Origin of the sequence: Variovorax ureilyticus (genome assembly GCF_050632185.1) — a bacterium.
Lineage (GTDB): Bacteria > Pseudomonadota > Gammaproteobacteria > Burkholderiales > Burkholderiaceae_C > Variovorax > Variovorax ureilyticus_A.
This window is the reverse complement of record NZ_CP192579.1, coordinates 3,049,719-3,070,817: the sequence shown is the minus strand read 5'-3', so window position 1 is coordinate 3,070,817 and position 21,099 is coordinate 3,049,719. Positions and strand designations below refer to the sequence as shown.

Below are 21,099 nucleotides of genomic sequence, written 5' to 3'. Positions count from 1 at the left end.
CAGCCGATGAACTGGTGCCACCCGTGACGCAAACCGCGTCGGAACCCTCGCCGGAAAGTGCGCTGCTGGATGAAGCGGAGGCCAACGGCTACGTGGGATTCGCGCTGCAGCTCGACGCACAGATGCGTGTGCAGGGCCTGCGCTTCACGTGGCGCGATGCAGTCGGCGGCGCTGATGCTTCCGCCCAGTGCAGGGCGCTGATCGCGTGCATCGCGAAGCACCTCAATCCGCCCAAAGGCTGGCGGCTCGGGCGGCTGACCGTCTACCTCGATGTCACGGTCGATGCGCTCTTCCTCAACGAGCTCCAGGCGCTCCCGCCCGAGAACGTGGTGCTGTGCATGGGCATGGACGATCTCGCCGATCCCGACACGCGCTCGATGCTGCTCTTCCTGCGCGAGCAGGGCTTCGGCTTCATGCTGCGCGACGCACAAACGCTGCCGAAGGACCCGGAGCTGCTGGAGATCATCACGCATCTCGACGTGGGTGCGGGCAATCCTTCCCTCATCGCCGGCGCGCGGCCGGACGAGCCGACCGGCCGCGCGCCGATCCGCCTCGTCGCGACGCGCATGGAGGGCTGGGACGACTTCGAGACCTGCGCGGCGCAGGGCGTCGATGTCCTCGTCGACGGTCGGCAATCGCCGCCGCCGGTGAAGGAAGTCGGCGAGTTGCAGCCCGAGTCGCTGCTGATCGTGCGGCTGATGCAGATGCTCAAGCGCAACGAGAACGTGCGTTCCATCGAAGCCGCGCTCAAGCGCGATGCGGCGCTCACCTACCGGCTGCTGCGCCACATCAATTCACCGGCGATCGGCGTCGGGGTGGAGGTCACTTCGCTGCGGCACGCCGTGGCGATGCTCGGCTACCAGCCCCTGTTCCGCTGGCTTTCGTTGCTGCTGGCGACCAGCAACCGCAGGAGCTCGCATTTCATGATGAAGCGCGCGATCATGCGCGGCCGCTTCGTCGAGCTGATGGGGCAGGGCATGCTGCCCGCGGGCGAATCCGACAACCTTTTTGTGGTGGGCATGTTCTCGCTCATCGACCAGCTGCTCGGCGTGCCGATGGAAGAGGTGCTGAACAAGGTGCAGCTGACCGAATCGGTGCAGCAGGCGATCCTGGTGCGCCAGGGGGTGTACGCGCCGTTCCTGTCGCTGGTCGAGGCATGCGAGACGGACAGCCGCGACGCCCCGCGCCTCGCGGAGGCGCTCTTCGTCAGCGCCGGCCAGGTCAACGCGGCGCACCTGTCGGCATTGGTCTGGTCGCAGGAGGCGAGCGCGGTCGAAACGCCCTAAATCCCGGGGGGCTGGCTGCCGATATACGAGCACGATGGCAGTGAACACCGAATTCCCCTTCACCGATAGTGACTTCTCGAAAGTCCGAACGCTGATCCACCGCCGCGCAGGCATCGCCCTCGGCGAGCAGAAGCGACAAATGGTCTACAGCCGGCTTTCTCGACGGTTGCGCGAACTGCGACTGCCGGAATTCGCGGCGTACCTGGAGCTGCTCGAGTCGCGACAGGATGGCGAGGAGTGGCAGTCGTTCATCAATTCGCTGACAACGAACCTGACCTCCTTCTTCCGCGAGGCGCATCACTTCCCGGTGCTGGCCGAGCATGCGCGCAAGTCGCAGCAACAGGTCACGGTCTGGTGCGCGGCGGCCTCGACCGGCGAGGAGCCCTACTCGATCGCGATCACGCTGATGGAGGCGCTCGGTGCGCGCGCCGGCGTCGCAAAGGTGATTGCGACCGACATCGATACCGCGGTGCTGGCGAAGGCCGAGGCGGGCGTGTTCACCGCCGAGCAGGTGAGCCGGCTGTCGCCCGAGCGGCTGCGGCGCTTCTTCAACAAGGGCACCGGTGCGAACGCGGGCAAGGTCCGCGTGCGGCCCGAAGTGGCGGCGATGGTGAAGTTCTCGCGGCTCAACCTGCTCGACCCGTCGTGGTCGGTGAAGGAGCCGGTGGATGCGATCTTCTGCCGCAACGTGATGATCTATTTCGACAAGCCGACGCAGAAGACGGTGCTTGACCGCTTCGCGCCGCTGCTCAAGCCGGGCGGGCTGCTGTTCGCCGGGCATTCGGAGAACGCGTCGCTCGTCAACCAGACTTTCAAGCCGCTGGGGCATACGGTCTATGAGCTGGCGCGCGGCGCGGCGAAGGCGGTGCCTGCATGAGCCCCCGCCCGGCCGTTCCGAAGGGGGCCCGCACCGCATTGCGCAGCACGAGGGCTTCCCAATGAGCTTCGTTGCACCGGGCTCCGTGGCCAGTCTCCACTACTTCGACCGCGACGTGGGCAGCATGGCGGTGAAGCTGCTGCCTTCGGAGTACTACGTCACGACGACCGACACGGTGCTGACCACGGTGCTGGGCTCGTGCGTGTCGGCCTGTCTCGTCGACATCGACAACGGCGTGGCCGGGATGAACCACTTCATGCTGCCGGACGACGGCGACGCAAGCGCGCGCGACCAGACCGAGTCGATGCGCTACGGCGCCTACGCGATGGATGTGCTGATCCGTGAGCTGCTGCGTGCCGGCGCGCGGCGCGAGCGGCTCCAGGCGAAAGTCTTCGGGGGTGGCGCCGTGCTCGCCAACATGACCACGCTCAACATCGGCGACCGAAACGCGGACTTCGTGCTGCGCTACCTGCGCGCGGAGCGCATCGCCGTCGCCGCGCAGGACCTGCGCGGTCCGTACGCGCGGCGCGTGTGCTTCATGCCGTCGAGCGGCAAGGCCGTGGTGCGCAAGCTGCGCGGGCAGGCCGACGTGCAGTCCATTCAGCGGGAGGAGGGCGAGCTGCTTCGCAAGCTGGCCGGCCCCTGCGCAAGCCCCGGCCCTGCGAGGCCGAACAACAATGCCGTCGGCCCAACGGGCCCACTGGCGAAGAACAGAGGTAGCTGGTGAGCACGAACAACGCAAACAAGATCAAGGTGCTGTGCGTCGACGATTCGGCGCTGATCCGCAGCGTGATGACCGAGATCATCAACAGCCAGCCCGACATGACGGTCGTCGGAACGGCGGCCGATCCGCTGGTCGCCCGCGACCTGATCAAGGTGACCAAACCCGACGTGCTGACGCTCGACGTCGAGATGCCGCGCATGGATGGCCTGGAGTTTCTCGAGAAGCTCATGCGCCTGCGGCCGATGCCGGTGGTGATGGTCTCGTCGCTGACCGAGCGCGGCTCGGAGATCGCCTTGCGCGCGCTGGAGCTCGGTGCGATCGATTTCGTGACCAAGCCGCGGCTCGGCGTGCGCGACGGACTGCTCAACTACACCGAGCTGATCACGGGGAAGATCCGCACCGCCTCCTGCGCGCGGTTGCTGCCGGCACGCGGCGCCGCGGGAGCGAGGCCGCACGGCGAGGTGGTGCAGGAAGCGCCGCTGCGCAGTCCGCTGCTGAGTACCGAGAAGCTGATCATCATCGGCGCGTCGACCGGCGGCACGGAGGCCATCCGCGAGGTGCTGCAGCCGCTGCCGCCCGACTGCCCCGCGGTGCTCATTGCCCAGCACATGCCTGCGGGCTTCACCAAGTCCTTTGCGCAGCGGCTGGACGGCCTGTGCCGCATCACCGTCAAGGAGGCCGAGCATGGCGAGCGCGTGCTGCCGGGCTATGCCTACATCGCGCCGGGCGCCTACCACCTGTCGCTCGCGCGCAGCGGTGCCAACTACGTCGCGCATCTCGACCAGGAGCCGCCGGTGAACCGGCACCGGCCGTCGATCGATGTGCTGTTCGATTCCGCCGCCAGGCATGCGGGCAAGAACGCGATCGGAATGATCCTCACCGGCATGGGCAAGGACGGCGCCGAGGGCCTTCTGCGCATGAAGAAGGCCGGCGCCCACACCCTCGCGCAGGACGAGGCGAGCTGCGTGGTCTTCGGCATGCCGAAGGAGGCGATTGCATTGGGCGCGGCGGACGAGGTCGCGCCATTGGGAGAGATGAGTCGCCGCGTGCTGGCCCATCTGCGCACTTTCGGTGCGCGTACGAACCGTGTCTAACCCCCAGCCTCGCCCACTTCGTGTGGCTCTGCACCCCCTTGAAGGGGGCGCACCCGGCGGCCCGGCGGAGCCGGTTCCGCGGGTGCCCTGGGTTGTGAGGCGTCTTTTTTGGGCGTGAGTGTGTGAAGTTGCAGTGAACTTTTGGAGCAAATGAACGTGATGGACAAGAGTATCAAGATCCTGGTCGTGGATGACTTCCCGACCATGCGGCGTATCGTGCGCAACCTCCTGAAGGAACTCGAGTTCCTCAACGTCGACGAGGCCGAGGACGGCGCGGCGGGCCTGGAGAAGCTGCGCGGCGGCAGCTTCGGGTTCGTGGTGTCGGACTGGAACATGCCGAACATGGACGGCCTGACGATGCTGCAGAACATCCGCGCCGATCCGGAGCTGTCGAAGCTGCCGGTGCTGATGGTGACTGCCGAGGCGAAGAAGGAAAACATCGTCGCCGCCGCGCAGGCCGGTGCGAACGGCTACGTGGTCAAGCCTTTCACCGCCGCGACGCTGGAAGAGAAGATCACCAAGATCTTCGAGAAGCTGGCGGCCAAGTGAACTTTTGCGGTGCGCATGGCGCGCGTCGCGGAGCAAACCAAATGAATGAACACTCCATCGACAACGATCACGGGAACACCGCCGAAGAGTTGCTGGGCCGCATCGGTCAGTTGACGCGCCAGCTGCGCGAGGGCATGCGCGAGCTGGGTCTCGACAAGCAGGTCGAGAAGGCCGCGCAGGCGATTCCCGGTGCGCGGGACCGCCTCAACTACGTGGCGGAAACCACGGAACGGGCGGCGCATCGTGCGTTGAACGCGATCGACATCGCGCAGCCGCTGCAGGAAGGCCTTGCCACGGATGCCAAGGGCCTCACCCATCGCTGGGACGAATGGTTCAAGAACCCGATCGAGCTCGACCATGCGCGCCAGCTCGTGATGGACACGCGCGAGTATCTGGGCGACGTGCCGCAGAAGGCCAGCGCGATCAACGCGCAGCTCATGGAGATCCTGATGGCTCAGGATTTCCAGGATCTGACCGGCCAAGTCATCAAGAAGATGATGGAAGTGGTCAACGAGGTCGAGACGCAGCTGCTGCAGGTGCTGATCGACAACTCGCCGGCCGAGAAGCGGCAGGAGATCGCCTCCAACAGCCTGATGAACGGCCCGCAGATCAAGGCTGGCAATCCCGAAGCGGTGACCGACCAGTCGCAGGTCGACGATCTGCTGGCAAGCCTGGGGTTCTGAGCCGGCTCGCCTCCGGGGCGGGATCGCGCCGACGGCGTACTCTGCTCCGCGAATGTCCCCCGGCCTTCGGCCTCCTCCTTTATTTCGCTGCGCAGAGCACGCCATCGTCGCGATCCATCACGGCGGTTGTTGATCTCCAGGCGTAGCGCGGCGCCTCCCCACGCATCCCCGAAAGTCTCGTGATTGCGCGAGATAGGGGCAGTTACCCCCTTGATCGGGCGATTGCTTCAGCAGGCCGGATCGAATAATCAGTCACGAGCCGGTGGTCTTCGCCGATGCTCGATGGAGCATGAATGGCTGAGGAAAGCGATCTCGAAAAAACGGAACCTGCCTCCGCGCGGCGCCTGGAAAAGGCGCGCGAAGAAGGCAACGTCGCCCGGTCCCGCGAGCTGACCACGCTGGTGATGCTGGGCACCGCCATCGGCGGCCTGTGGTTCACCGCCGGGTCGCTCGGCGGAACCATGGAGAACGCGCTGCGCAAGGGCCTGCGCTTCGAGCGCGACTCGGCGTTCGATCCGTCGCAGATGATGGTGCAGGCCGGAACGATGGTGCTGCATGCGCTCACGGCCATCGCACCGCTGTTCGTGATGATGGTGGTGGCCGCCGTGGTCGCGCCGATGATGCTCGGCGGCTGGCTCTTCTCGGGCAAGGCGGTGTCGCCCGACTTCACCAAGCTCAACCCGGTCGCGGGCATCGGTCGGATGTTCTCCGCGCAGTCGCTCGTGGAGCTCGTCAAGGCGCTCGCGAAGTCGGCGCTGATCGGCAGCGTTGCCTACCTCGTGATCGTGCGCGATCTCGACGGTGTGATGCAGCTGATGGCGCTGCCCGTGAGCGCCGCGATTCCCCAGACCATCATGATCGTCGGGCGCGACTGCGCGCTGATCGCGGCCGCACTCCTGCTGGTGGCGATGATCGACGTGCCGTGGCAGCTCTTCAGCTACTACCGCAAGCTGCGCATGTCGCGCGAGGATCTTCGCCAGGAGCACAAGGAAAGCGAAGGCAATCCGCAGATCAAGGCGCAGATCCGCCGCCAGCAGCAGGCGATCGCGCGGCGCCGGATGATGACCGAGGTGCCGAAGGCCGACATCGTGGTGACGAACCCGACGCACTTCGCCGTGGCCCTGAAGTACGTCGACGGCGACATGCGCGCCCCGCGCGTGGTCGCCAAGGGTACCGACCTGATCGCACAGCGCATCCGCGAGATCGCGGCGGCGCACAAGGTGGCGGTGCTCGAAGCGCCGCCGCTCACGCGGGCGCTCTACAAGCACACGCGGCTGGGTGACGAGATCCCGTCCGGCCTCTACACCGCGGTCGCCGAAGTGCTCGCCTGGGTCTACCAGCTCAAACGCTGGAAGGACGATGGCATCGGCGAAGCGCCGCGCACGCCGACCGACCTGCCGATCCCCGAGGCGCTCGCCTACACACCGAAGACCGCATGAATTCCGTGGCCAACCTGATGCGTCTGCCGACGCAAGTGTTCTCCGGCAACCAGTTCAAGGGGCTGGCGGGACCGATCCTCATCGTGCTCATCCTGAGCATGATGGTGCTGCCGCTGCCGCCCTTCCTGCTGGACCTGCTGTTCACCTTCAACATCGCGATGTCGGTGATGGTGCTGCTGGTAGGCATGTACACCATGAAGGCGCTGGACTTCGCCGCCTTCCCGGCGGTGCTCCTGTTCTCGACGCTGCTGCGCCTGTCGCTCAACGTCGCGTCCACGCGCGTGGTGCTGATGCACGGCCACACGGGGCCCGACGCGGCGGGGAAGGTGATCGAGGCCTTCGGGCACTTCCTGGTCGGCGGCAACTTCGCGGTCGGGGTGATGGTGTTCATCATCCTCGTGATCATCAACTTCATGGTGATCACCAAGGGCGCGGGCCGTATCGCCGAGGTCGGCGCGCGCTTCATGCTCGATGCGATGCCCGGCAAGCAGATGGCGATCGATGCCGACCTCAACGCCGGCCTGATCGGCGAGGACGTGGCCCGCAAACGCCGCACCGAGGTCGCGCAAGAAGCCGACTTCTACGGCTCGATGGACGGTGCCAGCAAGTTCGTGCGCGGCGATGCGGTCGCGGGTTTGATGATCATGGTGATCAACATCATCGGCGGCCTGGTGGTCGGCGTGGTGCAGCACGGGCTGGACTTCTCCACCGCCGGTACGACCTACACGCTGCTCGCGATCGGCGACGGCCTCGTGGCGCAGATCCCGGCGCTTGTGATCTCGACCGCGGCCGGCGTCATCGTGTCGCGCGTGACGACCGAAGAAGACGTGGGCCGTCAGCTCACCGGCCAGCTCTTCTCGAACCCGCAGGTGCTGTTCCTCACGGCCGGCATCATCGGCCTGATGGGGATGATCCCCGGCATGCCGAACCCGGCTTTCCTGCTGATCGCGGGTGCGCTGGCCGTCGGGGGCCGGGCCGTGCTGCGCCGCAAGCCGCAGCTGGCGGCGGAGCAGGCCGCATCCGCCCAGGTTGCGCTGGCGCCGGCGGTCGAAGCCACCGAAGCGAGCTGGGACGATGTCGCGATGGTCGATCCGCTGGGCATGGAAGTCGGCTACCGCCTGATCCCGCTGGTGGACCAGTCGCAACAGGGCGAGCTGCTGGGCCGCATCAAGAGCATTCGCAAGAAGATCGCCCAGGAGATCGGCTTCCTGGTGCCGGTCGTGCACATCCGCGACAACCTGGAGATCAAGCCCAACAGCTACGTCATCAGCTTGAAGGGCGTGGAGATCGGCCGCGGCGAAGCCTTTCCGAACCAGTGGATGGCGATCAACCCGGGGCAGGTCACCGGCAGTCTGCCCGGCACGCCGACGACGGACCCGGCCTTCGGGTTGCCCGCGGTGTGGATCGACGGCAACCTGCGCCAGCAGGCGCAGATCTACGGCTACACCGTGGTCGATGCGTGCACCGTCATGGCGACGCACCTGAACCACCTGATCCAGACGCATGCCGCGGAATTGCTCGGTCGGCAGGAAGTCCAGCAACTGCTCGACCAGATCACCAAGACCGAACCGAAGCTCACCGAGGACCTCGTGCCCAAGGTCGTCTCGCTCAGCACGCTGCACAAGGTGCTGCAGAACCTGCTCGACGAGGAAGTCTCGATCCGCGACATGCGCACCATCCTCGAGGTCATCGCCGAGCATGCGCCGACCATCAAGGATGCGACCGAGCTCACGTCGCTCGTGCGCCTCGCGCTGGGCCGCGCGATCACGCAGCAGCTGTTCCCGGGCGATGCCGAGCTGAACGTGATCGGCCTCGATGCCTCCCTCGACGCGGTCCTGCAGCAAGCCATGACCAGCAGCAGCGGCATCGAGCCGGGCCTCGCCGACAACCTGCTGCGCCAGACACAGGCAGCGATGACGCGCCAGGAGCAGATCGGCCTTGCGCCGGTGCTCGTGGTGCAGCACTCGCTGCGCGTGCTGCTCGCGCGCTTCCTGCGGCGCAGCCTGCCACAACTGAAGGTGCTCTCCCACGCGGAGATTCCTGACACCCGCAACATCAAGATCACCGCCACCATTGGAGGAAGAGCGTGAGTATCCCGACAGACGTGCGGACCACGGCCCGCAGATTCGTTGCCGCCACCAGCCGCGAGGCGCTGCGCCTGGTGCGCGAGGCGCTCGGCGCGGAAGCCATTGTTCTCAGCAACCGCGCATCGGCCGATGGGGTCGAGATCGTGGCGATGGTGGAGAGCGATGTGACCGAGGCGCTGGAAAGCGCGGCGCCGGCCGCTCCGGTCGTTGCAGCCGCGCCCGTGCAGCCGGTCGCTGCCGCCGTTCCGGCGCCGGCGCCCATGGTCTCGGCACCCGTGATCCAGGCAAGGTCCGAGCCGCAACCCGCCGCGGCGCCAACCGATGCGGTGCTCAACGAACTTCATTCCATGCGCGGCATGATCGAGGAACAGCTCGCCAGCGTCGTGTGGAACGACAAGCAGCGCCAGGACCCCGTGCGCGGCCGTCTGCTGCGCACCCTGCTCGGCGCGGGCTTCAGCGCGCGCCTGTCCAAGGCAATGCTCGAGAAGCTGCCCATCGGCCAGACCTACGCGCAGGGCATGGCCTTCGCGCGCTCGGAGCTGATCCGTGCCCTGCCCGTGCATGAGGACGAGGACGCGCTGCTCTCGCAGGGCGGTGTCTATGCGCTGATGGGCCCGACGGGCGTCGGCAAGACGACGACCACCGCCAAGCTCGCCGCGCGTTGCGTGATGCGCTTCGGCGCCGACAAGCTCGCCCTGGTGACCACCGACAGCTACCGGATCGGCGCCTACGAGCAGCTGCGCATCTACGGCCAGATCCTCGACGTGCCGGTGTACGGCGTGAAGGACGCGGCCGACCTGCACCTCGTGCTGCAGGACCTGCGCGACAAGCACATGGTGCTCATCGACACCGTCGGCATGAGCCAGCGCGACCGCGCGGTGTCGGACCAGATCGCGATGCTCTGCAGCAGCCACCGGCCGGTGAAACGGCTGCTTCTGCTCAACGCGTCGAGCCATGGCGACACGCTCAACGAAGTGGTGCACGCCTACCGCCACGGCGGCGGCAACGAGCTCGCAGGCTGCATCTTCACCAAGATGGACGAGGCCACGCACCCGGGCGCGCTGATCGACACCGTGATCCGCCACCGCCTGCCGGTGCACTACATCTCCAGCGGCCAGAAGGTGCCCGAGAACCTGATGCCCGCCGACCGCGCGCAACTGGTGGACAGCGTCTTCCAGCCGCGACGCCACAACCCGCTGTTCGTGCCGTCCGAGGTGGAGATGCACGACGAGCCGGCCGGCGCCGCGCCTTCGGCGCAGGTGGTGCAGGCGCAGGCCGAGGCCGACCGTCTGCGTGCGCAATACCAGAACCTCATCCGCGCCATGGCGCACGACGCGCAGGAACTCGCGACCGTGGCGGGTGCGCTCGCCGGCGCGCAGATCGGCTTCGAAGCCGCGCGCCGCCTGTGGCGCCATGCGGGTGACGAGAGCATCGGCCAGAAGGCGGTACAGGACGACCTGATGGTGCATGCCCGCAGCGAGGTCGCCGTCGGATGCGACAGCCATGTGCTTGCCCTGTCGGGGCAGGTCGGCCTCCGTTCGAACGGCGGGGACGATGTCTACGAATGCCAGAGCAGCCTGCTGCTGTCGGATCGCAGCGGCCAGCCGTTGTCGGCACCCGGCCAGTGGCTCTCCACCGCCGCGACGCGTGGCAGCGATACGCGCCGCAGGCCGGGCGCGCGCCAGGTGCAATGGCTGCGCCAGCAAGCGCTGGGCAAGCCGTTGGTGCATCTGCTGCCGAGAATGCCCGCGGTGGAACTGATGGCCGAGTGGCAGTCGCAGAGCCAGCAATGGCTCGCGCGCGTGCCGGGCTCGACCAGCGTGATCGAACTGCGCACCGGCGAGTCGAGCGCGCTCGCGCGCATCGATGCCGAGTTCAGCGAGCCGGTGCCTACTGTCTTCAAGGGCGGGCCGGCGATGCAATGCGAGGCGCACGCGATGGTCCAGCTGCGCGTCGGTGCGGACAAGCCCGGGCTGCCGCCGCTGCGCGGCGTGGTGCGGCGCGTGCTCGACGCGCGCGGCCAGAAGATCCTCGCGCAGACCTGCATGCTGTCGAACGTGGACATGCGCGTCAGTCCGCGCCAGCTTGCGCAGTGGCAGGCCTGGGCAGCCGACGCGGAGCCGTGCTTCCGCCTCATCCGCCAGGGCCTGCAGCTCGCGGGCGGCATGGGCGAGCTGGGCGATCCGGACATGCTCAAGCGCCTGCTCATCGCGGGCCAGGTGACCACCACTGCGTGGCGGCTGCTGCATGCCAAGGGCGAATGGGCGGACCGCGCGCGCATGCTGCTCAACGAGTTGACCGGGCGTCCCGCCAAGTCGACCCGGCCGCTGACCGGCAATGCGCTGTACGTCGGCGTGAGCAAGCTCTTCGTGCTGCTGGAGGCGCTCGGCACCGAGTCCACCGCGCCGATGCAGCCGCAATTGCGCGCCATGGAGAACGAGGCTTGAGGAGCATGGCATGAGCAAGCTGGTTGCGGATCAGGCGGACGGACTTCGCCGCCTTCTGGCGCACACGCCGACGCGCGTCATCGCGATCGCGGGCATGAGCCGCGGCGATGGCGCGACCACCACCACCATGAACCTTGCCGCGGCGCTGGTGCATCAGGGCAAGGACGTGCTGCTGATCGACGAGCAGGACTCGGATCACGCTTCGGCCGGTGCGCTGTGGCGCATCGACGTGCCGGGCGTGGCGGCGGAATGCGGCGTCGAAGTGTTGCCGGCGTCCCATGCATCGGCCGATCCGCGGACGCTTCGCCACGGCGGCGTGGTGCTGATCGACGCCGCACTCGACGACGAAGGCCGGCTGTCGCCGCTCGCGCAGCGTGCGGACGAGCTGGTGCTGGCGCTGCAACCGAATGCCGCGTCGATCACGGCGGCCTACGCGGGCATCAAGCGCCTGCACTACGCGCACGGCTTGAGGCAGCTTCGCTTCCTGGTCAACCGCGCATCGGGCGCGGGCGAGGCACAGAAGATCATGACCAATCTCGCCAACACCGGCAGCCGCTATCTCGCGGTGTCGCTGGAGCCGGCGGGCTGGGTTCACGCCGATGCGCACCATGCCGATGCCCGTCGCCTCGGCCTGACGGTGGTGGAAGCGTTCCCGGCGAGCCCCGCCGCGGTGGACTTCCGCCGCATTGCTGCCGACGTACTGCGTTGGCCGTGGCGTGCACCCGAGCGCGTCGGCCGACCGAACGACCATGCCATGAACGACAGCCGCATCGCGATGACGGTGCCGCGTGCCCTTCACGCGCCCGGTGCCGCCGCCGCCTGAAGCAGATCAACCCGAACAACGCAACAAGGACCGCACGTGTACACCGCCCAGGGAACCATCGAGAAGTCCCATCTGCTCGAACAGCACCAGCCGCTGGTTCGGCGCATCGCGCTGCAGATGATCGCCAAGCTCCCCGCCAGCGTCGAACTGGACGACCTGATCCAGGCCGGCATGATCGGCCTCCTGGATGCATCGAGCCGCTACCAGGAGAACAAGGGCGCGCAGTTCGAGACCTTCGTGAGCCAGCGCATCCGCGGCGCGATGCTCGACGAGCTGCGCTCCAGCGACTGGGGCTCGCGCGGCCTGCGCCAGTCGGCGCGAAACGTCGAGAAGGCCATCCAGTCGCTCGAGCATCGCCTCGGCCGTCCGCCCACCGAGGGCGAGATCGCCAAGGAGCTGAAGATGGATCTGGAGGCCTACCAGTCGCTGCTGCAGGAGATCCAGGGCTGCCAGCTTCTCTACGTGGAGGACTTCGCCAAGGGCGAAGCCGAGAACCCGTTCATCGACCTGCATGCGCAGAACGCGCGACGCAGCCAGCGCGGCAGCGACGATCCGCTGGAGCAACTGCTCGAAAGCGGATTCCGTCATCAGCTGGTGGAAGCGATCCAGCAACTGCCCGAGCGCGATCAGCTTCTGCTGAACCTCTATTACGAGGAGGAGCTGAACCTGCGCGAGATCGGCGCGATCCTCGAAGTGAGCCAGAGCCGCGTCTGCCAGCTCCACAGCCAGGCGATCAGCCGGCTGCGCGGGCGCCTGAAGGAGCTGCTGTAGTCTTCCGTCACGCGCGCAGAAAGCGCTCCGCCAGCAGCACCCAGTACGCTGAGCCGACCGCCACGTTGGCGTCGTTGAAGTCATAGCCCGGGTTGTGGACCATGCAGGCGCCATGGCCGTCGCCGTCGCCGTTGCCGATCAGCACGTAGCAGCCCGGCACCTTCTCGAGCATGAACGCGAAGTCCTCGCTGCCGGACAGCGGCTGTCCTTGCAGCGTGACGCGATCGGCGCCGACCAGCTCGATCGCCACCTCGCGCGCGAAGGCGGTCTCTTCCGGCGTGTTGACCAGCACCGCGTAGCCCCGCCGCCAGTCGATCTTCGCCTGGACGCCGAAGCTCTCGGCTTGCGATTCGATCACCGACTTGATCCGCTTCTCGAGCGTGCCGCGCACCTCGCGATCGAGCGCGCGCACGCTGAGTTCGAGCGTTGCCGACTGCGGGATCACGTTGTTGGCCTTGCCGGCGTGGATCGCGCCGACCGTGACCACGGCCATCTGCAGCGGGTCGATGTTGCGAGACACGATGGTCTGCAGCGCCATCACGATGCTCGCGGCGGCCACGATGGGGTCCGTGGTGCGATGCGGCAGCGCACCGTGTCCGCCGATGCCGGTGAGCGTGACCGTGGCGTAGTCCGACGAGGCCATCGCCGCGCCTTCGCGCAGCACGAGCCGGCCTTGCGGCATGCCGGGCATGTTGTGCATCGCGAAGATCGCGTCGCAGGGGTACTTGTCGAAGAGTCCGTCCTCCATCATGCGCAGCGCGCCGCCGCCGCCTTCCTCGGCCGGCTGGAAGACGAGGTTCAACGTGCCGTCGAAGCGGCCGCGCTGGGCCAGATGGTGCGCGGCCGCCAGCAGCATCGCGGTATGGCCGTCGTGCCCGCAGGCGTGCATCACCCCGGAATGGCTGCTCGAATAGGCGAGGCCGGTGGCTTCGTCGATCGGCAGGGCATCCATGTCGGCGCGAATGCCGAGGCGACGCTTGCCGTTGCCGCGAACCATGCGACCGACCACACCGGTTCCGCCGAGTCCGCGCTCGACCTCGTAGCCCCACGCTTCGAGCTTCTCGGCGACCAGCGAGGAGGTGCGGTGCTCGTCGAAGGCGAGTTCCGGGTGCTGGTGGATGTCGCGGCGCAGGTCGATGAACTCGTCGGCCTGTTGGTGCAGTTGGTCGAGCAGGGCGCTGGTCATCGGATTTCCTTACTGCGGCTGCAGGTTGATGGACTTGGCGATCGCACGGTAGCGGGCCGTTTCGGCTTCGTAGAACTTCGCGGCTTCCGCGAGCGACATCGCGGGCGAGGCCAGCTGCGTCTGCACCGCCAGTTGCGAACGCACCGCCGGGTCCTTCAACGTCGCGCCGATGGCCTTGTGCAGGCGCTGCACCACGTCTTCCGGCGTGTTCTTCGGCACCATGAAGCCGCTCCAGATCTTGTAGGAGAAGTCCTTGAGCTCCTTGCCTTCGCTCACCGTGGGGACGTCCTTGAGCAGCTCGGAGCGCTGCGCGCCGAGTTGGCCGATGACCTTGAGGCGGCCCTGGTCGGCCATCGCACCCATCGCCGCGCTGTAGACCAGCACCGCGAAATCCACCTGGCCGCCGCCGATGTCGGTCAAGAGCGGCGCGTTGCCCTTGTAGGGCGCGTGGATCATCTGCGTGCCGGTGCGATGCTGCACGTCTTCCATGATGAGGTGATAGAGCGATCCGACACCGACGCTGCCGTAGGTGAGCGGCTTGTCCTTGGACTTGCGCGCGAGCGCGATCAGCTCGTCGACGCTGTTCGCGGGCAGGTCCTTGCGCGCGACGAAGACCATCACCGCGTCGGTCACCGGATGGACCAGCCGGAAGTCCTCGGCCTTGAGCTTGACGGCCGCGTTGGCCAGCGGCGCGAGGATCACTTCATTGGGCGAGCCCTGGAAGAGGTAGTAGCCGTCGGCCGGCGCCGAAAGCACCTTTTGCGCCGCGATCGCGCCCGAGGCGCCGCCGAGGTTCTCGACGATCACCGGCTGCCCCAGCTCCTTGCCGAGCGGCGTGGTGAAGATGCGTGCCGCCGCGTCGGACGGTCCGCCCGCAGGGTAAGGCACCATGAGATTGACCGGCTTGGTGGGATAGGCCTGGGCGAACACGGCGCCTGCCGCTGCCAGGAGCAGGCCGGCGATCGAACGCTGGAAGAACTGTTTCATGAGACTCCTGGGTGCGCTGGCGTGAGCGTCTACGTGTGGTGGATGACGATGGCGTGACCGGAAAAACGGACCGCGCTCGCATCGTAGGAGTGAGTCATGAGAACATCCAATGCATTGTTGTGCGAAATAGCATGAGTTCAAGGCATACATCGACGCGAGGTTTTCCATGACGCTGGTTCAGCTTCGGCACCTGATTTCGTTGGCGGAAAGCGGGTCGTTCAGCAAGTCTGCGCAGGCGCTCTACATCACGCAGCCGGCGCTCAGCCGGAGCATCCGCGCGCTCGAGGACGAACTCGGCATGCCGCTGTTCGACCGCTTCGGGCGACGGATCGAACTGACCGCCTTCGGCCGCGAGGCGGTCGAGCGCGCGAAGCAACTGGTGTTCGAGGCCGGCGAACTGCGCGACAGCGGCCGCCGCATGCGGGAAGGCCGGGGCGGCGTTCTGCGTATCGGCATGGGTTCCGGGCCCGGTGCGATGCTGATGACGCCGCTCCTGATGCGCATGGCGGTCCGGCATCCGAAGGTGCGCGTGGTCGTCGCACGCGGCGGCACCGACATGCTGGCGCAGTCGTTGCGCGACCGCCTGCTGGATGCGCTGGTGGTCGATGCCCGGTCGCTCAAGCCGGCGGACGATCTGCTGGTGAGCGAGCTTCGCGAAATGCGCGGTGTCTTCATGTGCCGCCGCGGCCATCCGCTGACGCGCCTGCGCAATGGCGTGACCTTCGAGGCGGTGCTGCGCTATCCGATCGCCTCGACGCCGCTCAGCGATGAAGTGGCGCGCGGGCTGATCGAGACCTACGGCCCCGAGGCGCATCCGGATCGCTGTGTGACCGTGCAGTGCGAGGAGGTGGCGAGCCTGGTCGACGTGGCCCGACAGAGCGATGCGGTGCTATTGGCCATCCGCGCTGCTGCGCCGGACCTGGTCGAACTGAAGATGACGCCACCGATCGACCGCGTCGCCCGCTTCGGGCTGGTGACGCTGCGCCACCGCACCGAGGCGCCGGGCTTGTCGATCGTGAGGGAATTGATGCGCGAGCTGATGCGCGACTGAGCCGGATGGAGCGTGCGAGATCACCCTTGGGGTGATCTCGCCGTTCTCTGGTTGGCGTGTGACAGCTTGAGTTGCAGTGATCTTCGCCGGATCGGCGAATAGACCGGACTTTATCGTTCCCGCTTGACGCGGGCCATCAGACGGCTCTCAAAGTGTCGCCACGAAGCGCGACTTCAATCTTTGTCGTGGTGCCGGCCTTCGTGCCGACCATGGTCCCCGTGGCGATGGCCTCGATCGTCCTCGCCATGGCCGCGCCCGTAGTAGTAGCCCGGCGCGGGGCCGTAGTACACGGGAGGCGGAGCCACGTAGACCGGACGCGGCGGAGCGACGTAGACCGGCGCCGGGACGTACACAGGGGCAGGTGCAGGAACGGGGAGCACGCCAGGAAGGTTGATGCCCACACCCACGCTCACGTCGGCGGCATAGGCCGGTGCGGCAAGAAGCATCGCGGCAACCGCAGCCCCAGCTGCGGCCAATTGGAGTAAGGAAGATCGATCGAGGCTCAAGGCCGGCTCCTGTCGACAAGGGGGCGGATGACGCTGAAACCTGTGGTTTCAACTCCGCACAGCCAAAAAGGAAAAGGGTCTGCTGCAATTCCTGATGGCAACAGACCCTTATCTACATTGGTGCCGGAGAGATGATTCGAACACCCGACCTTCTCATTACGAATGAGCTGCTCTACCGACTGAGCTACACCGGCTAAGCCTTCAATTATAGCGGGTCGTGATAGCCGGTAACGCGCTCGACCTCATTTTTTGACCCCAAAACCACAGCCACCCGTTCGTGCAGCTTGGTGGGCGCGACGTCGAGGATGCGCTGGCGGCCGTTGGTGGCGGCGCCGCCGGCCTGTTCGACGATCCAGCTCATGGGGTTGGCTTCGTACATCAGGCGCAGCTTGCCGGCCTTTTCGGGCTCGCGCTTGTCCCACGGATACATGAAGACGCCGCCGCGCATCAGGATGCGGTGGACGTCGGCCACCATGCTCGCGATCCAGCGCATGTTGAAGTCCTTGCCGCGCGGGCCTTCCTTGCCCGCGAGGCATTCGTCGACGTAGCGCTTCACCGGGGCGTCCCAGTGGCGCATGTTGCTCATGTTGATCGCGAATTCCTTGGTGTCGGCCGGAATCTGGATGTCTTCCTGCGTCAGGATGAACGAGCCTTGCTCGCGGTCGAGCGTGAACATCGCCACGCCGTTGCCGACGGTCAGCACCAGCGTGGTCTGCGGGCCGTAAATGCAATAGCCAGCCGCAACCTGCTTGCTGCCGGCCTGGAGGAAGTCGGCTTCCTGCACACCCGGCGTGTCATCGGGCTTCTTGAGCACGCTGAAGATGGTGCCGATGCTGACGTTCACGTCGATGTTGCTCGAGCCGTCGAGCGGATCGAACAGCAGCAGGTATTCGCCCTGCGGGTAGCGGTTGGGCACCACGTAGATGCTGTCCATCTCCTCGCTGGCCATGGCGGCGAGATGGCCGCCCCATTCGTTGGCCTCGATCAGCACTTCGTTGGCGATGATGTCCAGCTTCTTCTGGACTTCGCCCTGCACGTTCTCGCTCCCGGCGCTGCCGAGCACGCCGCCGAGCGCCCCCTTGTTGACCGCCTGGCTGATGCTCTTGCAGGCACGAGCGACCACTTCGAGCAGCAGCCGGAGCTGGCCGGGGATGAGTCCGTCTGCGCGTTGCTGCTCGACGAGGTAGCGGGTGAGTGAAATCTTTTGAGCCATGAGTTTCCTTGGGGGAGGTCAGATCGCCAGCGCGCGAGTGACGACTTCGAGGGTGTCCTTGCTGAGATCGGGCCGTGCGGCCACGCGCGCGATCGCCTCGCGGGCGGCGCTGCGGTACGGCTCGGCGAGCTTGCTCCAGCGGTCGAGCGCACGCGCGAGGCGGGCGGCGACCTGGGGGTTGATCGCGTCGAGCTCGATCACGCGGTCGCTCCAGAACACGTAGCCGGCGGCGTCCGTGCGGTGCAGCGCGCCCGGGTTGGCGTTGCAGTAGCTGAAGATCACGCTGCGCGCACGGTTCGGGTTCTTGATCGAGAAGTCCGGGTGCTTCATGAGCTGCTTGACCAGCGGCAGGATGTCGCCGCCGCGGTCGGGTGCGCCGGCCTGCAGAGAGAACCACTTGTCGATGACCAGCGCCTCGTTCTTGAAGATCTCGTGGAAGCGCGCGAGCGCCTGTGCCGCCAGCGCATGGCCCGAGGAGACCAGGGCGCTGAGTGCATTGAAGCGGTCGGTCATGTTGCCCGCGTCCTTGAAGCGCTGCAGCGTCTTGCCCGGCCAGACCGCATCGCCGGAGCTGCGTGCGGCCAGGCACAGATTCACGAGCGCGATGCCCGCGAGTGCGCGGCGGCCCGAGGAGACCGGGTCGGGCGTGTAGGCGCCGGTGTCGCGGTTCTGCTCGTAGGTGTGCTCCCAGTCGGCGAACAGGGCCGTCGCGAGCTGGGCGCGCATCGCTTCGCGCACCGCATGCACGCGCTGCGGATCGACCACGTCGAGCTGCTCGGCGATGTAGGTTTCCGACGGCAGCGTCAGCACCAGTTCCTTGAACGCGGCATCGAGTTGCGGATGGCGCAGCACGCTGCGCATCGCCTCGATGAAGGCATCGTTCAGCGGCGGCGCGTGCGTGTCGCCGGGCGTTGCGATGGCATGCAGCGCGGCACGCAGGGCCAGGCGCTGGCCGGCTTCCCAGCGGTTGAAAGGATCGGTGTCGCTCGCGAGCAGCGTGAGCAACTGGGCGTCGCTGTAGTCATAGTCGAGGATCACGGGCGCGCTGAAGCCGCGCAGGATCGATGGCACCGGTTCGGCGTCGACGTTGACGAAGGTCAGCTGTTCGCCGGCGCGCGTGAGCACCAGCGTGCGCGTGCCGTGCGTGGCCTCGGCGTCGCCTTCGAGCTGAACCGGCAGTTCGCGGCCGTCCGCGCCGAGCAGGCCGATGTTGACCGGGATGACGAAGGGTTCCTTGACCGGCTGGCCCGGAGTCGGCGGGCAGTTCTGCACGAAGCTCAGCGTGTAGGTGCGGGCGACCGGGTCGTACACGCCGTGTGCCGTGAGGCGCGGCGTGCCGGCCCGGCCGTACCAGCGCTTGAACTGGGGCAGCAGTCGCGCGAGGTCCGAATCGGGATTGGCATCGGCGATCGCCTGCGCGAAGTCGTCGCAGGTGACGGCCTGGCCGTCGTGGCGCTCGAAGTACAGCGTGATGCCGCGCTCGAAGCCCTTGCGGCCGACCAGCGTCTGCATCATGCGCACCACTTCCGCACCCTTCTCGTAGATGGTGACGGTGTAGAAGTTGCTGATCTCGATGTAGCTGTCGGGCCGCACCGGATGCGCCATCGGGCCCGCGTCTTCCGGGAACTGCGCGGTGCGCAGCACGCGGACGTCCTCGATGCGCTTGACCGCGCGCGCGGAGGCTTCGGCGCACAGGTCCTGGCTGAACTCCTGGTCGCGGAAGACGGTGAGGCCTTCCTTCAGAGAGAGCTGGAACCAGTCGCGGCAGGTCACGCGGTCGCCGCTCCAGTTGTGGAAGTACTCGTGGCCCACGACGCTTTCGATGTTGCTGTAGTCGGCATCGGTCGCGGTGGCCTGGTTGGCGAGAACGTACTTCGTGTTGAAGATGTTCAGGCCCTTGTTCTCCATTGCGCCCATGTTGAAGTCGCTGGTCGCGACGATCATGAAGCGGTCGAGGTCCAGCGACAGGCCGAAGCGGGCCTCGTCCCACATCACCGAGTTGATCAGCGAGTTCATCGCGTGCTCGGTCTTGTCGAGGTCGCCGGCGCGCACGTAGACCTGCAGCAGGTGCTCCTTGCCGCTGCGCGCCTTGATGCGCTGCTCGCGCGCCACCAGCTTGCCCGCGACCAGCGCGAACAGGTAGCTCGGCTTGCGGAACGGGTCGACCCACTTCGCGAAGTGGCGGCCTTCGGGCAGATCGCCCTGTTCGACGAGGTTGCCGTTCGACAGCAGCACCGGGTAGGCCGACTTCGACGCACGGATCGTGACCGTGTAGCTCGCCATCACGTCGGGACGGTCGAGGAAGTAGGTGATGCGGCGGAAGCCCTCGGCTTCGCACTGCGTGAAGAAGGTGTCTTCGCTGACGAACAAGCCCATGAGCTTGGTGTTCTTGTTCGGGCAGCAGGTGGTGAAGATCTCGAGCTCGAACGCATCGGGCAGGTTGTCGATCACGAGCTGGTCGGCTTCCATGCGGAAGGACGCGCCCTGGCCATCCACCAGCACGCGCGCGAGGTTCAGCTCGTCGCCGTCGAGGCGCAGCGGCTCGGGCGCCACCGCGGGATTGCGGCGCAGGCGCATGCGGTTGAGCACGCGCGTCTTGGCCGGGTCCAGGTCGAAGGTGAGGTCGACCGTGTCGATCCAGTAGGCGGGTGCGCTGTAGTCCTCGCGGCGGATCGCGACGGGCTGGTCTTGGGCATCACGCAACAGCATCGAATGTCTCCAGGAAGTTTGAGTGGGTGAGTTCGTTGTAGTCGCGCACGGCCGCGATGACATGCGGCCCTGCGAGTTCTGCGGCACTGTGGGTGGTGCACACGGCGACGGCCATCATGCCGCCGCGGCGGGCGGCCTCGATGCCGAATGGAGCGTCTTCGAAGACGACACAGCGCGACGGCGCGACGCCGATGCGCCGCGCGGCTTCGAGGAAGATCGCCGGCTCGGGCTTGCCCGGCAGGCCCTCGTCGCCCCCGACGATCGCGAGCGGGTGCGGGTCCAGGCGCAGGTTCGACAGCGTGAAGGCGATGTTGTGCCTGTCGCCCGCGGTGCCGACCGCGATCTTCAGGCCGCGCGCCGCCGCCGATTTCTGGAAGGCGCTGAAGCCGGCCACTTCGCGGAACTGTGCGCCGAACAGCTCGCGGTAGATCGATTCCTTTTCGTGCGTGATCTCGGCGCCTTCGGCCTCGGTCACTTCGCGACCCATCAGCTCGCACGCGCATTCGAACGCGGTGCGGCCGGTGGTGCGGCGCATGAAGTCCGGCACGTCGATCGCGAGGCCCTTGCGCACGCCGTATTCGACCCAGGCCTTGGCGTGCCATGGCATGGAGTCGACCATGGTGCCGTCCATGTCGAAGATCAGCGCTTCCGCCTTGTGCATCGGCCC

18 protein-coding genes and 1 tRNA gene are annotated in these 21,099 nt (G+C 67.0%); 12 read left to right on the top strand and 7 right to left on the bottom strand.

Annotated elements, in window-relative coordinates; all coding sequences use genetic code 11:
- Positions 1-23: 23 nt before the first annotated feature.
- The 11 genes from ACQ858_RS15165 to ACQ858_RS15115 all read left to right on the top strand — a co-directional run bounded on the left by ACQ858_RS15165 (position 24) and on the right by ACQ858_RS15115 (position 12,780).
- The gene (locus ACQ858_RS15165) at positions 24-1,286 is read left to right on the top strand and encodes an EAL and HDOD domain-containing protein (RefSeq protein WP_431273514.1); all 1,263 of its coding nucleotides are present in this window, start codon (positions 24-26) and stop codon (positions 1,284-1,286) included.
- Between the two features lie 34 nt (positions 1,287-1,320).
- Positions 1,321-2,163: a CheR family methyltransferase gene (locus tag ACQ858_RS15160; RefSeq protein ID WP_431273513.1), complete on the top strand. Its 843-nt coding sequence runs from the start codon at positions 1,321-1,323 to the stop codon at positions 2,161-2,163.
- A 61-nt stretch (positions 2,164-2,224) separates the two neighbouring features.
- Positions 2,225-2,890: a chemoreceptor glutamine deamidase CheD gene (gene cheD / locus ACQ858_RS15155; RefSeq protein ID WP_431273512.1), complete on the top strand. Its 666-nt coding sequence runs from the start codon at positions 2,225-2,227 to the stop codon at positions 2,888-2,890.
- Positions 2,891-2,955: 65 nt separating this feature from the next.
- Complete coding sequence (locus ACQ858_RS15150; protein WP_431276872.1) at positions 2,956-3,981, top strand: protein-glutamate methylesterase/protein-glutamine glutaminase; 1,026 nt, start codon at positions 2,956-2,958, stop codon at positions 3,979-3,981.
- A 159-nt stretch (positions 3,982-4,140) separates the two neighbouring features.
- Positions 4,141-4,530: a chemotaxis response regulator CheY gene (gene cheY / locus ACQ858_RS15145; RefSeq protein ID WP_431273511.1), complete on the top strand. Its 390-nt coding sequence runs from the start codon at positions 4,141-4,143 to the stop codon at positions 4,528-4,530.
- A gap of 41 nt (positions 4,531-4,571) precedes the next feature.
- Positions 4,572-5,213, top strand: a complete 642-nt coding sequence (gene cheZ, locus ACQ858_RS15140; protein ID WP_431273510.1) for a protein phosphatase CheZ — start codon at positions 4,572-4,574, stop codon at positions 5,211-5,213.
- A gap of 293 nt (positions 5,214-5,506) precedes the next feature.
- A complete protein-coding gene (gene flhB / locus ACQ858_RS15135) occupies positions 5,507-6,652 on the top strand; it encodes a flagellar biosynthesis protein FlhB (protein ID WP_431273509.1) in 1,146 nt (381 codons plus the stop codon).
- Positions 6,649-8,742, top strand: coding sequence for a flagellar biosynthesis protein FlhA (gene flhA / locus ACQ858_RS15130; protein ID WP_431273508.1), 2,094 nt, complete (start codon positions 6,649-6,651; stop codon positions 8,740-8,742). The genes flhB and flhA overlap by 4 nt, the downstream gene beginning before the upstream one ends.
- On the top strand, positions 8,739-11,186 hold the full coding sequence (gene flhF, locus ACQ858_RS15125; protein ID WP_431273507.1) for a flagellar biosynthesis protein FlhF: 2,448 nt from the start codon (positions 8,739-8,741) through the stop codon (positions 11,184-11,186). Before flhA ends, flhF begins: the two co-directional genes overlap by 4 nt.
- A gap of 10 nt (positions 11,187-11,196) precedes the next feature.
- Positions 11,197-12,009 (top strand): flagellar biosynthesis protein FlhG, encoded by an 813-nt coding sequence (locus ACQ858_RS15120; RefSeq protein WP_431273506.1) that lies wholly within the window; start codon positions 11,197-11,199, stop codon positions 12,007-12,009.
- A 36-nt stretch (positions 12,010-12,045) separates the two neighbouring features.
- Positions 12,046-12,780, top strand: a complete 735-nt coding sequence (locus ACQ858_RS15115; protein ID WP_431273505.1) for an RNA polymerase sigma factor FliA — start codon at positions 12,046-12,048, stop codon at positions 12,778-12,780.
- 7 nt (positions 12,781-12,787) lie between these two features.
- Here ACQ858_RS15115 and ACQ858_RS15110 read toward each other — a convergent pair whose 3' ends face one another.
- Together ACQ858_RS15110 and ACQ858_RS15105 are read right to left on the bottom strand one after the other, a co-directional pair.
- Entirely contained in the window at positions 12,788-13,966 is a 1,179-nt protein-coding gene (locus ACQ858_RS15110) for a M20 aminoacylase family protein (protein ID WP_431273504.1), read from the bottom strand.
- A gap of 9 nt (positions 13,967-13,975) precedes the next feature.
- Positions 13,976-14,953 carry a tripartite tricarboxylate transporter substrate binding protein gene (locus tag ACQ858_RS15105; RefSeq protein WP_431273503.1) on the bottom strand — a complete coding sequence of 326 codons (978 nt, stop codon included), beginning with the start codon at positions 14,951-14,953 and terminating at the stop codon, positions 13,976-13,978.
- Between the two features lie 166 nt (positions 14,954-15,119).
- Here ACQ858_RS15105 and ACQ858_RS15100 point away from each other — a divergent pair, with 166 nt between their 5' ends.
- Positions 15,120-16,004, top strand: coding sequence for a LysR family transcriptional regulator (locus ACQ858_RS15100; RefSeq protein ID WP_431273502.1), 885 nt, complete (start codon positions 15,120-15,122; stop codon positions 16,002-16,004).
- 173 nt (positions 16,005-16,177) lie between these two features.
- On the opposite strand, the gene ACQ858_RS15095 is transcribed toward ACQ858_RS15100, so the two are convergent.
- The 5 genes from ACQ858_RS15095 to ACQ858_RS15075 form a co-directional block, all read right to left on the bottom strand.
- On the bottom strand, positions 16,178-16,450 hold the full coding sequence (locus ACQ858_RS15095) for a hypothetical protein (protein ID WP_431273501.1): 273 nt from the start codon (positions 16,448-16,450) through the stop codon (positions 16,178-16,180).
- A gap of 178 nt (positions 16,451-16,628) precedes the next feature.
- Positions 16,629-16,704: transfer RNA gene (locus ACQ858_RS15090), tRNA-Thr, on the bottom strand.
- Between the two features lie 11 nt (positions 16,705-16,715).
- Complete coding sequence (locus tag ACQ858_RS15085) at positions 16,716-17,723, bottom strand: class 1 fructose-bisphosphatase (RefSeq protein WP_431273500.1); 1,008 nt, start codon at positions 17,721-17,723, stop codon at positions 16,716-16,718.
- 18 nt (positions 17,724-17,741) lie between these two features.
- Positions 17,742-20,432 carry an aminopeptidase N gene (gene pepN, locus ACQ858_RS15080; protein WP_431273499.1) on the bottom strand — a complete coding sequence of 897 codons (2,691 nt, stop codon included), beginning with the start codon at positions 20,430-20,432 and terminating at the stop codon, positions 17,742-17,744.
- The gene (locus ACQ858_RS15075; RefSeq protein ID WP_431273498.1) at positions 20,419-21,093 is read right to left on the bottom strand and encodes an HAD family hydrolase; all 675 of its coding nucleotides are present in this window, start codon (positions 21,091-21,093) and stop codon (positions 20,419-20,421) included. The genes pepN and ACQ858_RS15075 overlap by 14 nt, the downstream gene beginning before the upstream one ends.
- Positions 21,094-21,099: the final 6 nt, after the last annotated feature.